Source organism: Metasolibacillus meyeri (assembly GCF_003049505.1).
In the GTDB taxonomy this organism is placed as follows: domain Bacteria; phylum Bacillota; class Bacilli; order Bacillales_A; family Planococcaceae; genus Metasolibacillus; species Metasolibacillus meyeri.
Genome location: NZ_PYWN01000062.1, coordinates 1 through 14,324, shown reverse-complemented (window position 1 = coordinate 14,324; position 14,324 = coordinate 1). Strand labels below are relative to the sequence as shown.

Annotated in this window: 15 protein-coding genes and 1 riboswitch; all 15 genes read left to right on the top strand. The window is 43.4% G+C overall.

Features of this window, described 5'->3' with window-relative positions:
* The 15 genes from cobI to C9J34_RS09985 all read left to right on the top strand — a co-directional run bounded on the left by cobI (position 1) and on the right by C9J34_RS09985 (position 14,180).
* Positions 1-708 (top strand): precorrin-2 C(20)-methyltransferase, encoded by a 708-nt coding sequence (gene cobI, locus C9J34_RS10055; protein WP_107839734.1) that lies wholly within the window; start codon positions 1-3, stop codon positions 706-708.
* A complete protein-coding gene (gene cobM, locus C9J34_RS10050) occupies positions 708-1,490 on the top strand; it encodes a precorrin-4 C(11)-methyltransferase (RefSeq protein ID WP_107839733.1) in 783 nt (260 codons plus the stop codon). Before cobI ends, cobM begins: the two co-directional genes overlap by 1 nt.
* Positions 1,483-2,604, top strand: a complete 1,122-nt coding sequence (locus C9J34_RS10045; protein WP_107839732.1) for a cobalt-precorrin 5A hydrolase — start codon at positions 1,483-1,485, stop codon at positions 2,602-2,604. The genes cobM and C9J34_RS10045 overlap by 8 nt, the downstream gene beginning before the upstream one ends.
* Before the next feature lie 11 nt (positions 2,605-2,615).
* Entirely contained in the window at positions 2,616-3,974 is a 1,359-nt protein-coding gene (locus tag C9J34_RS10040; protein WP_107839731.1) for a cobyrinic acid a,c-diamide synthase CobB, read from the top strand.
* Positions 3,971-4,609, top strand: coding sequence for a precorrin-2 dehydrogenase/sirohydrochlorin ferrochelatase family protein (locus C9J34_RS10035; RefSeq protein ID WP_107839730.1), 639 nt, complete (start codon positions 3,971-3,973; stop codon positions 4,607-4,609). Before C9J34_RS10040 ends, C9J34_RS10035 begins: the two co-directional genes overlap by 4 nt.
* Positions 4,606-5,370 carry a uroporphyrinogen-III C-methyltransferase gene (gene cobA / locus C9J34_RS10030; RefSeq protein WP_107839729.1) on the top strand — a complete coding sequence of 255 codons (765 nt, stop codon included), beginning with the start codon at positions 4,606-4,608 and terminating at the stop codon, positions 5,368-5,370. Before C9J34_RS10035 ends, cobA begins: the two co-directional genes overlap by 4 nt.
* Positions 5,367-5,930 carry a nitroreductase family protein gene (locus tag C9J34_RS10025; protein ID WP_107839728.1) on the top strand — a complete coding sequence of 188 codons (564 nt, stop codon included), beginning with the start codon at positions 5,367-5,369 and terminating at the stop codon, positions 5,928-5,930. Before cobA ends, C9J34_RS10025 begins: the two co-directional genes overlap by 4 nt.
* 200 nt (positions 5,931-6,130) lie before the next feature.
* Positions 6,131-6,670 (top strand): cob(I)yrinic acid a,c-diamide adenosyltransferase, encoded by a 540-nt coding sequence (locus C9J34_RS10020; protein ID WP_107839727.1) that lies wholly within the window; start codon positions 6,131-6,133, stop codon positions 6,668-6,670.
* On the top strand, positions 6,670-8,178 hold the full coding sequence (locus C9J34_RS10015) for a cobyric acid synthase (protein WP_107839726.1): 1,509 nt from the start codon (positions 6,670-6,672) through the stop codon (positions 8,176-8,178). The genes C9J34_RS10020 and C9J34_RS10015 overlap by 1 nt, the downstream gene beginning before the upstream one ends.
* A riboswitch (cobalamin riboswitch) is annotated at positions 8,174-8,355 on the top strand. Its footprint overlaps the gene before it by 5 nt.
* 248 nt (positions 8,356-8,603) lie before the next feature.
* Positions 8,604-9,443: a class I SAM-dependent methyltransferase gene (locus C9J34_RS10010; protein ID WP_107839725.1), complete on the top strand. Its 840-nt coding sequence runs from the start codon at positions 8,604-8,606 to the stop codon at positions 9,441-9,443.
* Entirely contained in the window at positions 9,440-10,492 is a 1,053-nt protein-coding gene (locus C9J34_RS10005) for a FecCD family ABC transporter permease (RefSeq protein ID WP_107839724.1), read from the top strand. Before C9J34_RS10010 ends, C9J34_RS10005 begins: the two co-directional genes overlap by 4 nt.
* Positions 10,492-11,277 carry a heme ABC transporter ATP-binding protein gene (locus tag C9J34_RS10000; protein WP_107839723.1) on the top strand — a complete coding sequence of 262 codons (786 nt, stop codon included), beginning with the start codon at positions 10,492-10,494 and terminating at the stop codon, positions 11,275-11,277. The genes C9J34_RS10005 and C9J34_RS10000 overlap by 1 nt, the downstream gene beginning before the upstream one ends.
* Before the next feature lie 3 nt (positions 11,278-11,280).
* Positions 11,281-12,261, top strand: coding sequence for an ABC transporter substrate-binding protein (locus C9J34_RS09995; protein ID WP_107839722.1), 981 nt, complete (start codon positions 11,281-11,283; stop codon positions 12,259-12,261).
* 21 nt (positions 12,262-12,282) lie between these two features.
* Positions 12,283-12,972, top strand: a complete 690-nt coding sequence (locus tag C9J34_RS09990; RefSeq protein ID WP_107839721.1) for a precorrin-3B methylase — start codon at positions 12,283-12,285, stop codon at positions 12,970-12,972.
* Positions 12,969-14,180 carry a CbiX/SirB N-terminal domain-containing protein gene (locus C9J34_RS09985; protein ID WP_107839720.1) on the top strand — a complete coding sequence of 404 codons (1,212 nt, stop codon included), beginning with the start codon at positions 12,969-12,971 and terminating at the stop codon, positions 14,178-14,180. The genes C9J34_RS09990 and C9J34_RS09985 overlap by 4 nt, the downstream gene beginning before the upstream one ends.
* Positions 14,181-14,324 lie beyond the last annotated feature (144 nt).

The following is a 14,324-nucleotide window of genomic DNA, read 5'->3' as shown; positions in this document are numbered from 1 at the left end:
ATGACAAAGCTAGGTGTTTTATATGGTTTAGGCGTCGGTCCTGGAGATCCAGAACTTATTACAGTAAAGGCATTTCGTAAAATTCAAGAATCGCCTGTTATTGCCTATCCCAAAAAATTAAAAGGCAGCAAAAGCTATGCACATCGCATTGTCGATGTTTATATTAATCCTGCTGAAAAAGAGATGCTGGGGCTTGTTTTTCCAATGACGAAGGACGAGGCGATATTAGAGCGTGAATGGACAAAATCAGTCGAGCTTGTCTATGAACAATTACAACAGGGCAAGGATGTTGCGTTTGTAACGGAAGGCGATCCACTGTTGTATAGCACGTTTATTCATATGATGCATTTAATGCAGGACAAGCATCCGGATGTAGATATTCAAGTTGTACCAGGGATTTCTTCGTTAAACGGAGCAGCATCTCGCTTAGGTATAGCGCTTGCAGATGGCGACGATCATGTAGCGATTATTCCAGCACACGATGATTATGAGGCGATGAAAAAAGCCATTGTTGAGCACGATGCCATTATTTTCATTAAGGTAGCAAAAGTTATCGATTTAATGTTGTCGATTTTACGTGAGCTCAACTTATTAGATAAAGCATCTGTTGTCACAAAGGTCACTTCTGATGAGGAAGTCATTTGGGATGTGCAACAACTCGATGGTGTGGATTTAGAATACTTAACATTAATGGTGGTGCGCAAATAATGAAAAAAATATGGATTATCGGAGCTGGCCCTGGCGACCCTGATTTAATTACGGTCAAAGGGTTACAGCATTTGCAAACGGCTGATGTCGTGATGTATACAGATTCCCTAGTAAATGATGAGCTGATTGCGAAAGCAAAGCCAGATGCTGAAGTGATTCGCACAGCAGGCATGCATTTAGAAGAAATGGTCGAGGTCATGGCATCGCATATTTTAGCTGGGAAAAAGGTTGTGCGTATGCATACGGGCGACCCTGCGATGTATGGAGCAACGATGGAGCAAGTGGCATTATTAAAGGCACGTGGTATTGATTATGAGGTCATTCCAGGGGTAAGCTCGGTGTTTGCTTCTGCTGCGGCTGTTGGTGCAGAGCTGACGATTCCAGATTTAACGCAAACATTGATTTTAACGCGTGCTGAAGGGCGTACACCTGTACCAGAATTCGAAAAATTACGTTTATTAGCAAGCCATCACTGCACAATTGCTTTATTTTTAAGTGCGACCTTAACGAAGAAAATTGTCAAGGAGTTGCAGGAAGCAGGATGGGCAGATGATACACCAGTAGCGGTTGTCCAGCGCGCGACATGGCCAGACCAGAAAATTGTTCGTACAACCTTAGTCGAGCTAGATGAAGCAATGCGCACAAACGGCATCCGCAAGCATGCCATGATTTTAGCAGGGTGGGCTTTGGACCCAGCAATTCATGATAAAGAATACCGCTCGAAATTATATGATGCGACGTTTACACATGGCTTTAGAAAAGGTGTGAAAGCAGATGATTGAGCTACAGGAAGGGGTTATTCCTGAAATTGAGGTGCGCAAGCCCTATGCACTTGTGGCGATTACAAAGCATGGTGTGGCGATGGCACGCGACTTACAGCAAAAGTTTCCACAGGTTGATTTATATTATATGGCGAAATTTGAGCAAGGCGATGAGCAAGACAGAGGCATCCAGCTATTTACTGGAACAGTGCGTCTCCTATTGCCTGCGTTGTTCAAGCAATATAAAGGCTTAATTTTGATTATTTCATTGGGTGCTGTTGTACGAATGATTGCGCCGATTTTAGTTGATAAAAAGACAGATCCAGCCGTTGTTGTTGTCGATGATAAAGGGGAAAATGTCATTAGCGTGCTTTCGGGGCATTTAGGTGGAGCAAATGCTTTAACGCATGAGGTCGCAGAGGCAATGCAAGCACGGGCGATTATTACTACTGCCTCCGATGTACAAAAAACGATTCCTGTCGATTTATTCGGTGCACGCTTCGGCTGGCGCTGGGATGCTGAGGATAAATTAACACCTGTCAGCGCCTCTGTTGTCAATGAGGAGCATGTGGCGATTATTCAAGAAACGGGCGAGAAAAATTGGTGGATGCATGATACATCAATGCCACCAAGCATAGTCGTCTATCCGTCTATACAACAAGCAATCGAGGTGCAACCACAGGCGGCATTAATTATTACAGATCGCCTGTTAACAGAGAGTGAATCGGTCTTACTTGAAAACGGTGTTGTCTACCGCCCGAAATCAATTGTGCTTGGCATGGGCTGTAATCGAGGAACTTCGTTAGAGGAAATCGAGGCAGTGATTGATGAAACATTGCAGGAGCTTCAGTTATCGAAAAAAAGTGTCAAAGCATTGTGCACGATTTCGATTAAACAAGATGAAGTATGCTTCCAACAAATCACGAATAAATACGGTTGGGAATTTATTACGTACACACCAGAACAATTAAATGAAATGCCATTACCGAACCCGTCTGAAACGGTATTTAAATTTACAGGAGCGTATGGTGTGAGTGAGCCTGCTGCCATGCGTTATGCGAAAACGACAGATTTGTTATTACCGAAAAAGAAAAGCGGCAATGCGACGATTTCTGTTGCACGTTTAACATTTTAGGAGGTGAGTATATGACAAAGCGTTTTGTTATTGCAGGCACAGGAAGTGGTGTCGGCAAAACGACATTTACAATCGGCTTGATGCAAGCATTAAAAAATAAAGGGCTGGTTGTACAAGGCTTTAAATGTGGACCAGATTATATTGATCCAACCTATCATAGTGCTGTCACAGGACGTATTTCACGCAATATCGATAGCTGGATGCTGACACATGACACAGTAACGACGATTGTCAGCCGTGCAAGTCGTGGAGCAGATGTCGCTGTGATTGAAGGCGTCATGGGCTTTTATGATGGTAAAAGTCCACTAAATGATGCAGGCTCAACGGCAGAAATCAGTGTCATTACTCAGTCACCTGTTGTGTTAATTGTCAATGCCGCGAGCATGGCAAGAAGTGTGGCCGCTGTTGTCAAAGGCTTTCAAACATTATCGACAGCGCCAAATATTGTCGCAGTCATCGTCAATCAAGTTGGCAGTGTCAGCCATTTTGAGCTAGTCAAAGCGGCGATTGAGCAAGAATGCCAAATCCCTGTGATTGGCTATTTAAAAAAAGACGCGACACTTTCTATGCCAAGCAGACATCTAGGCTTAGTTCCTGCGGTTGAACGTGGAGAATTAACGACATTTTTTGAGCATTTAGGTGAACTGATTGCGGAAACGGTTGATGTAGAGCGTTTACTTGCTTTAACGGAAGCACCTCAACTTGAGGAAACAAGTCGTTTATTTGAACCAGAACCTGCACAACATGTGACGATTGCTGTGGCGAAGGATGCGGCGTTTAATTTTTACTATGAAGAAAATTTAGAATTACTAAGGGCTAAGGGAGCCGAAATTGCGTATTTTTCACCGCTTCGCAATGAACCTGTGCCCAGTGAGGCAGATGGGCTGTATCTAGGTGGGGGCTTCCCCGAAGAGTTTGCTGCACAGCTTGAACAATGCACAGCAACGAAAAAATCAGTTCAAGAGACGATTGCACGTGGTGTGCCAACATTAGCTGAATGCGGCGGTTTTATGTATTTGACTGAAGCCATTACAACAACAGCAGGGGCTTGTTATCCAATGTTAGGCATCATTCCTGGTGAAGTCAAAATGCAAACAAAGCTAGCTGCACTTGGCTATCGTGAAATTACAGGGGCAACGGACAATTTCCTTATTCGTCAAGAAGACCAAGCGAAGGGACATGAATTTCATTACTCCGTATATGAGGGGCAACATGATTGTCCTGCCTATAAGACAAAAGGGCGCTTTGGGCAAAAGGAAGAGGGCTACACGACAGGCAATTTAGTAGCAGGCTATACGCATTTCCATTTCGCTTCGAATCCAGCGCTTGTTGAGCAATGGCTTGAAGCATGTAAGAAGGTGAAAGCATGACATATTTTCCAGCATTATTAAACATTGATTACAAAAAAGTTGTTGTTGTAGGTGGTGGCAATGTGGCGGCACAAAAGGTGCGTGCGCTACTGCCAACAAAGGCGAACATTCATATTATTAGCCCTGATTTAATAGCAGAGCTGGCTTCCTATGTACAGGAAGGGCGTGCCATTTGGCATGAAAAACAATTTGCACCGCATGATGTCGATGATGCTGTTTTAGTTTTTGCGACGACAAATAGCGAGGCAGTCAATGATGCGGTAGAGGAAGCAACACAACACTGGCAGCAATTTTCACGTGCAGATATGAAGGGGCGTGTGGATTTTATTAACCCAGCGGTTGTTAGACGAGGCGAATTGATACTCGCTGTTTCAACATCAGGTGCAAGCCCAGGCTATACACGCAAGTTGAAAGCGGAGCTAGAGGAGCAGTTTGATGAAAGTTACGCACAGTATATTGCTTTTTTAAAGCATTGTCGCCAGCAAATTAATGCAACATTGACGGACAAAGCCGCTAAGCGCAAAGCATTGCAGCAAACATTGCGCCCTGAAGTTTTTGACTGGCTTCAGCAAGGTGATGTACAACAATGTGAAGCTTTTTTGCAAAATTTACTAAACGGAGAACAATCGACATGAACGGAAAAGTATTTTTAGTCGGTGCAGGGCCTGGTGATCCAAAATTAATTACGGTATATGGCTTACAATGCATTCAGCAGGCAGATGTCATTGCCTATGACCGCCTTGTCAATCAGGAGTTGCTATCACATGCCAAGCCAGAGGCAGAACTTATTTTTTGTGGTAAAAGCCCAGGAAATCATGGCTTAATTCAGGAGCAAATTCATGAATTGCTTGTGCGAGAAGCACAGGCGGGTAAAACTGTCGTACGTTTAAAGGGCGGTGACCCATTTGTTTTTGGGCGTGGTGCAGAGGAAGCAGCTGTTTTAAAAGACGCCAATATTCCATATGAAGTTGTGCCAGGGATAACAGCGGGAATTGCTGCACCTGCCTATGCGGGCATCCCTGTCACACATCGTGATCATGCCGCAAGCTTTGCGATTGTGACGGGGCATGGTCGTGCAGAAAAGGGCAATGACTTTTTACATTGGGCATCCCTTGTACATATTGATACCGTTGCCTTTTATATGAGCGTTGGCAATATCGCCCATATTACAAAGCAATTAATGGCACATGGTCGCAAGCCGTCAACACCTGTTGCGGTGATTGAATGGGGAACGACAGAGGAGCAACGGACATTAATCGGGACATTAGAAACGATTACACAAGATATCCAAGAGCATGGCTACCGCAATCCATCGATGATTTTAGTTGGAGAGGTTGTCCAAGTTCGTGAACAAGTCGCTTGGTTTCAAGAGCGTGTAAGGGAGGAACAGCAATGACTATTTTTGAAGCATTAAAAAATCGACGTGCGGTGCGCAATTATACAACACAGCCTGTCGAACGAGAAAAAATCGAACGTTTATTAGAGGCAGCAACATTTTCGCCAAATGACCGCATGCGTGAACCTTGGCATTTTTATGTGTTGCAAGGACAAGCACTGGCAAATTATGAAACGCTGGCCCACGACTATTTAGTAGAGCGTTTTCCGACAAAACCTAATTTAGTGGAAAGCTCGTTAAAGGTTGTGCAAACAACACCCGTTGTCATCGTAGTAACATCTGATATCGTGGAGGGAGATGCAGATGCAACGAAAGATAATGTATTCGCTGTCAGCACAGCGATTATGTCGATGTGGCTTGTAGCGGAGGAGCTTGGCTTAGGCTTCGTATGGCGTACACGTGGTGTAGGGCTTGTGCATGATCCAGCAATGCATCAATTTATTCAAGCACCTGCAAACCAACAAGTTGTCGGTACGATTTTCCTTGGCTATCCAGCAGAAGAGAAAGAAACGGAGAAAAAGCGCACGAGCTATACAGAAAAAACAACATGGCTATCATGATTCAGTATTTAGTAGGAGACGCCTATCTCTACAGATAGTGCGATGAATATTTACATTACCATTCATTCAGTAGCGGGACACCTACTGAATCATGATAAAGCCTCCGGCGGATGTCACAGATTTTGAAGCGGAGTTTTCAAGCAAGCTTGAAAAAATCTGGACACAATTACGCCGAGGCGTAATTGATAAGGGGGGATCGCATGGCAGCGAAAAAAGGATTACTGCTTGTCTACACAGGTGATGGCAAAGGAAAAACAACGGCTTCTCTAGGTGTAACACTAAGAGCGATTGGACGAGGGCTCAATGTACGCTTTATGCAGTTTATTAAATCACCAGAAAGAACATATGGAGAGCAAATCGCCCTTCGTAAGCTCGGTGTAGAAACAGAGCAGCTTGGTATTGGCTTTACATGGACAAAAACACCTGAGGAGCACCGCGTTGCCTTGAAAAATGCTTGGCTGAAAACAAAGCAAGCATTAAAAGATGAGTCGCTTGATTTGCTCGTATTGGATGAATTAAATAACGCATTAGCCATTACAAAATTTCCAGTGGACGATGTACTACCACTTAGTGAAGTGTTAGAGGCATTGCGTAATCGTCCAGCACATATGCATGTTGTCATTACAGGTAGAAGCGCACATCCTTCAATTGAAGCACTGGCGGATTTAGTGTCAACGATTGCACCGACAAAGCATTATTATGAGGAAGGCATACCTGCTGTAAAGGGGCTTGAATTTTAATGACAAAAGCGAAGGCAATCATGGTGCAAGGGACGGCTTCTGATGTGGGGAAAAGCATGATTTGTACCGCATTATGCCGCATTTTTTCAAATGATGGCTACAAAGTCGTACCGTTTAAATCACAAAATATGGCGCTGAATTCGTATATTACGCAAGATGGTGGCGAAATTGGTCGCGCACAAGGTGTACAGGCAGAGGCCGCGCGCATTCAAGCGACGACACATATGAATCCGATTTTGCTCAAACCAAAGCAAGATATGGTGTCAGAGGTCGTGCTACATGGCAAGCATTATTTAGATATGAATGCCAAAACGTATCGCAGTCATTTTGTTGAACAGGTCATGCCAGAGGTAGAAAATTCGGTGCGTTATTTGCAGGCAAATTATGAAGTGATTGTGCTAGAAGGTGCGGGGAGCCCCGCTGAAATCAATTTAAAGGCACGCGATATTGCTAATATGCGCATGGCCCATTTAGCGGATGCCGCAGTCATTTTAGTGGCAGATATTGACCGTGGTGGTGTGTTTGCCTCGATTATCGGCACATTAGCTCTACTAGATGATGCGGAACGTGCGCGTGTCAAAGGGTTTGTCATTAATAAATTTCGTGGCATGAAAGAGCTATTAGATGATGGCTTAGAATGGCTGGAGCAGGAAACAGGTATCCCTGTATTAGGCGTTATTCCCTATTTGGCTATTGAAATCGATGCCGAGGACTCTTTGGCCTTATCCTCTTTGCGTTTGAAAAAGCCAAAACCAGGGGAATTTGCGCTAGACGTTGCGATGATTCAGCTACCGCGCATTTCGAATTTCACAGATATTGACCCATTATTTGAAGAGCCCGGTGTTGGTGTACGCATCGTCAAATCCGTGACGGAGCTAGGCAATCCTGATTTGCTGATTCTACCGGGAACAAAAAATACGATTGACGATCTACAATGGTTGAAGCAAACAGGCTTAGATGCTGCGATTGTTGCACTGTATCAAGCAGGTACGAAAATTGTCGGCATTTGTGGTGGCTATCAAATGCTTGGTGAAGTATTAATTGATACAGAAGGCATAGAAGGAGATGGCAGCACGGCACAAGGTCTTGGTCTTCTACCGATTGAAACCGTGTTTTTCCCTGAAAAGCAAACGGTGCAAGTGGCAGGTATTATTTTGGCGACAAATGAAGAAGTGACAGGCTATGAAATCCATTTAGGACGTACGACGTTAAAGGAAGGGGCAACCCCTTTTGTGAAAATGGCTGATGGGCGACTGGATGGAGCGATAACGGCTGATGGGCAAGTAATTGGCACGTATTTACATGGAATTTTCCATAATCGCCACCTAACACGACGTTTGATTAATGAACTACGCGTGCAAAAAGGATTAGCTCCTTTAGCGTTAGCTATTAAAACAGATGCTGAGCTTCGCGATGAAGCCTACGAGCGACTGGATCAGCATGTGCGCGCACATCTTGATATGGACAAGCTTTATACGATTTTACATGAGACAAATACAATTAAATAAAGAGATGTGATGAGGTGCGGCAAGTTGCTTGCTGCTTAAAAGGGAAGTGCGATGCGATTTCGCCACGGTACCCGCCACTGTAATTTGGAGCGAATTAGGATAACTCACTGAGCAATCGGGAAGAGCTAATGCGCGATGAAGATAAGTCAGGAGACCTGCCTCATCAAGTAAAACAAACACCTACGGGATTATGGGGGGCTTTGAACAATGGACATGGATTCATTGTGCAAACTTTTCTTTTGATGCAGCAATTGAATCAAAAGAAAGCCTCTGGCGGATGTCACAGATTTTGAAGAGAGGCTTGCACAGCGCTTGTTCGAAAAAAATCTGGACACAATTATGCCTTAACATAATTACTAGAGGTGTTGGAAAGTTTTTCTTTCTAACACCTTTTTATTTTGAAGAAAAAGAAAGGGGGCTTACGAATGAAAGGTCCTTTGGTCATAAATTTTGAGCAATTGTGGCAAGAGGGGATGCATGATTGGCACGGGAAAATGCCTGAGCGCATGGTGGACGATGCGCTAGAGGAAGCCTTTTGGGCAGCATCGATGGCGAAGAAAAAGCCGAAGCAAACCGATGCCTATGCTGAAACTATTTTTCAAGCGATGCAAGCACATCTCACACCAGCAGATGAAGTGTTGGAAATAGGACCAGGCTGGGGCAATTATACGTTTCCTTTAGAAAGCTATGTGGCAAGTGTCACATGTGTGGATAGCTCAGAAAGCGTCTTAGCGTATTTAAAGCAGCACACAACGAAGCGCGTCAAACTATGTCATGGCAAGTTTGAGCAACTTGCTTTAGCACAGCATGATGTGGTGCTTGGTGTGAATTGTTTTTATCGCATGTACCATATGAATGCAACATTAGTAAAAATGAATGAGCTTGCTCGCAAAAAAGCAATTATTGGGATGACAACGGGGCCGATTCAACCGCATTACAATATCTTGCATGATACATATGGCTATGCAATTAAGTTTCCACGACGCGATTATATTGAAATTGTCAATATGCTCTACCAGCTAGGGATTTATGCGGATTGTCAAATGATTCCGTTAGAACGCACCTATCGTTATGACAGCAAAGAAGCGCTGTTAACAGCGCAAAACAAAAAAATATTGGATGCACAATTTAATATGGAACATGTAGAGGCAGCACTAGCGCCATTTATTGTTGAAGAAAACGGCGTATATAGTTATTCGCATACGTTTTATGCGGCGATTATTACATGGACACCTGTACAGAAAGTGATGGTAGAAACAAAATGAGGCAACCAAAAAATGTCGCTTTACTTGTTGTAATTTTGCTGCTAGTGCTACTCGCTTCAATGACAGCCGCCGTTATGGTTGGCTCTGTGGCAATTACGCCCACAACGATTTGGCAAGTAATTTTTTCGAAGCTAGGGCTCGATTCCTTTTTCACAAGCAGCTATAGTCGCTCACAAGAAGTAATTATTTGGCAAATACGTGTACCAAGAGTCTTGCTAGCGGCCACTGTCGGAGCAGGCTTGGCAATTAGTGGTGCAGCGATTCAAGCCATCGTACGTAATTCGATTGCAGACCCTTACATACTTGGCGTGTCCTCAGGAGCAACTGTTGGCGCTACCTCTGTGATTTTACTTGGTGCATTTTCCTTTTTCGGTATTTATGCGCTATCCTTTGCTGCGTTTTTAGGTGCGATGCTATCGGTAATTGTTGTCTTTTTCCTGGCACGAGTAAATGGGCGCTTATCGGTCATTCGCTTATTGTTGGCAGGTATTGCGGTATCACTCGTTTTATCTGCGATTAGTAATTTTATGCTGATGATGAGTAAGCAGGAAGGCGGTATGAAAGCGGTATTGCACTGGATGCTTGGCAGTTTAGCTGGTGCAAAATGGAGCAATATTTGGCTGCCGATTCTTGTATTAGCCATCGTTTATACTGTTTTGCGTGTTTATGCACGTTACTTAAATATTTTGTTGCTTGGAGAGGAATCCGCTTCTACATTAGGCATATCCATTGAAAAATTCCGCCTGCTGATTATTGTGATGGTGTCACTGTTGACAGGTGTGTTAGTAGCAGTTAGTGGTTCAATCGGCTTTATCGGTTTAATTATTCCACATATTGTGCGTATGCTGGTCGGCTCGAATTATCGTCAAGTATTGCCAGTGAGTGCTGTGATTGGGGCCATCTTTTTAGTATGGGCAGATGCGTTTGCCCGCATTGTCATTGCACCAGAGGAAATGCCAATTGGGATACTAACAGCACTTTGTGGCTGTCCATTTTTCATTTGGATGTTGCGCAAGCAAAAATACACATTTGGTGAGGGGGGAAGCTAATGGTTTTTCGTTTAGAAGATGTATCTGTCGCAATTGGCGACAAGAAAATTATCGAACAGCTTTCCCTGCAAATGCAAGAAGGGCAACTGATTGGCTTAGTGGGGCCAAATGGCAGTGGCAAATCAACGTTGCTCAAAAGCATGTATCGTTTTTTAAAGCCTGCTGGAGGGCAAGTATTGCTATTTGAGCAAGATGTTTGGGCACAAAACGAAAAGCAAATGGCTAAAAAGTTAGCTGTTGTTGGACAGGAAACCCCTATACTCTTTGAATTCACAGTACAGGATCTTGTCGCAATGGGCAGAACACCACATAAAGGGCTGTTTGAAATGGATACGGCGGAAGATGAACAAATTGTTGAGCAAGCACTAATGAAAACAGGTATTACCCATTTAGCAGATCGCCAATTTAGCACATTATCAGGAGGTGAGAAAAAGCGCGTTGTCATTGCAAGAGCATTGGCACAGCAAGCACAAGTATTAATTTTAGACGAACCAACGAATCATTTGGATATTCAGCATCAATTGCAATTAATGGATTTAATCCGTCAATTGCCGATTACCGTCGTTGCAGCACTGCACGATTTAAATTTAGCCGCGACCTATTGTGACACCATTTACGTGTTAAAAGATGGCGAATTATGTGCAGTCGGCACACCGCAGGACGTATTAACACCTGCACTATTAGCAAAAGTATTTCAAGTAACAGCGGAAATTTCGATTCATCCCGCAACAAAAAAACCACAATTGTTCTTTTTATCAGAACAATGGCAATCAAAAGGAGAATAAACGATGAAAAAGTTAAAATTATTATGGATAACAGCGATGCTACTTGTGTTAGCAGCATGCGGCACAACCGAGGAAAAACCAGCAACAAAAGAAGAAACACCAAAACAAAATGAACAACAAGTAATTACAATTGAAAATAATGACACAGTACAAGAATATACGGAAGCACCAAAGCGAGCAATTTCGTTAAACCAACATGTAACGGAAGTGATGTTAGCACTTGGCTTAGAAGATTCAATGGTTGGAACAGCTTATTTAGATGATGAAATTTATGCACCATTACAAGAAGCTTATGCCAAAGTGCCTGTATTAGCAGATCAGTATCCATCAAAGGAACAAGTAATCGATGCAGAAGCGGACTTTTTATATGGTGGTTGGAAAAGTGCCTTTGGTGAAAAAGGTGTAGGAACACCAGAGGAGTTATCTGAATTAGGCATTCACACGTATTTACAAACATCTTCTTCAATGTTAGGACCAAAACTAGAAAATATTTTCATCGACATCCGTAACATTGCAAAAATCTTCCGTATTGAAGAACGTGGAGAAGCATTAGTTGCACAGATGACAGCAGATGTAGAAGCGATTACAGCACAGCTTCCTACAGACCAAGAGCCATTGAAAGTATTAGTATTTGACAGCGGAGAGCAAGATGTCTTTACAGCAGCACAAAACTTTATGAATGAGCTTGTAACAATTGCTGGTGGAGAAAATATTTTTGGTGATGTTGAAAGTGGTTGGGCAACAGTATCAAAAGAAGATGCGGTAGACCGTCAACCAGAGGTGATTGTTGTGATTGATTATGGCGCAACAACGGCGGAAGAAAAAATCAACTTCTTAAAGCAAGACCCTGCACTTAGCACAACACCAGCTGTACAAAATGAACACTTTGTGATTTTACCATTATCCGCAGCTTCAGAAGGGGTACGTGCTGCAGAAGCAATCGAGATTTTAGCAAAAGGGTTCTATCCAAACAGCTTTAAATAATAAAAATGAGGGGGGAGCTGTATGAATCAAGTGCAAAAGATGTTTACAACGATGCCAACGAAAACCTTTGCTACATTAAAAGAACAAGGTGATTATACTTGTCTATCTGTTGCACCAGGTATTGTCAATAAGCATTTTACCGCGCAACAACTGTTAACGATTGCTCAGCTTGCAGGCGAAACAGGGGCGATTAAATATTCAGCTGCCCATCGCCTCTTGGTGTCTGTGGAAACAGCACGTGTAGAAGAGGTGACGGCGGCATTTCAAGAGGTAGATTTATATATTTACCCAGCAGGCAATGTGGCGACATTTAAATGGTGTGATTTTTGTGATGGTGAGGAATTACATGCCAAAGACCTTGCAGAACAATTGTTTACGGAAGTAGAAGGGCTTGCGACAAAGTATCGCCTACGCATCGGCTTTAATGCCTGTGCATCTGCTTGCTACAATGCGGTATATGACGATATTGCGCTCGTTTATTATCAAGAGCAGGTTGATATTTGGGTAGGAGCAGTACCAATGGGCAGACACGCGAAACCTGGCAAGCTTGTGGCAAAAAAGGTGCCTGCACAAGATATCACAGGCTTGCTCATCGCTTTACTCAATTTTTATAATACAAATGCTAAAGACAATGAAGAGTTTTATAAATTTGCCAAGCGTCAGCAATTCTTTCAAGCGTGGCTCGAACAATATAGGGGGAATGCGATATGACAACATGGAATTTACAAAAAACGCAGCGCCATTTGTTGATTTGTAATGGTGCGACATGTCTAAGTGCAGGTGGTGAGGAAGTGACACAGGCCATCCGCCGTGAAATTGCGGAGCACAAGCTAGATGAGGTAATTCATACATCAAGAACGCGCTGTAACGGTCGCTGCAAAGATAAATGTGTTGTCATTTCTTATCCAGATGCAACGTGGTATCATGTGCCAAATGATGAGGTGGCGCGTGCCGTTGTCCATGAGGAAGTCGAGGAAGAAAATATTATTTACCGCCTCGGTGCTGAAGGTACGTTTGAACATAATGACAAGCGTGAAACGATTCAAGGCATCCATAAATATAAACGCAAGAAAAAGGCGGGAGAAAAAGTTAAAAAGGCGATTTTATTCGTTGGGCATGGCAGTAAATTAGAAGCAGGAAACGAAGAAGTACGCCAATTTGTCGAGCGCACACGCTATTTAATTGACCCCAGCTTTTTAGTTGAAACATGCTTTTTAGAGTTTGCTGCACCAGATATTGAGGAAGGCATTGAAAACTGTGTGGAAAAAGGGGCAGAAGAGGTGCATGTTGTGCCAATTATTTTGCTACACGCAGGGCATTCAAAGCTGCACATCCCAGCGGAAATCGAGCATGCACGCGAGCATTTCCCACATATTACATTCACGTATGGGCAAACAATCGGCATTCACGACAAAATTTTCAAGATTTTATTGGCTCGCTTAGAGGAAATCGGCTTTGATACAGCAGGCCAACATCCCGATACAACTATCTTATTTATTGCACGTGGAAGCAGTGATGCGGGAGCGAAGGCTGATTTTTATAAAATCACCCAGCTATTAGCAGAAAAATTGCATGTCAAATCGGTAGAGTGTGCCTTTATGGGCGTCACAACACCTACTGTACCAGATGGGATTGAGCATTGTGTTAAATCAGGAGCGAAACGCATTGTCATGCTACCGTACTTCCTGTTCACAGGCATACTCATGGAGCGTATGAAAAAGATGCGCGAGCAGTTTGGCGAAGTGTATCCAGATGTAGCCATTGACATTGCTGGCTACTTTGGTTATCACCCTGAATTGCAGCATGTATTAGTGGAGCGGGCAGAGCAAGCAATCAACGGCACATCAACAGGTATGCAAGACCTTGAAAACTACCGCGAGTATGCAAGAATTCACGGACCAGTGCATCACCAGCATTAAGGGGGACTGGTTGAGCGAATTCCTGTCTCCGCTGAGCGAAAATTTGGGTTTAATGAGCGCATTTGTGTCTTTGATGAGCGAAAACACAGGTTGATATACTCCCATTAAAGTAGACAAGTCAAAACCGCTCACTTTAAACTAAAG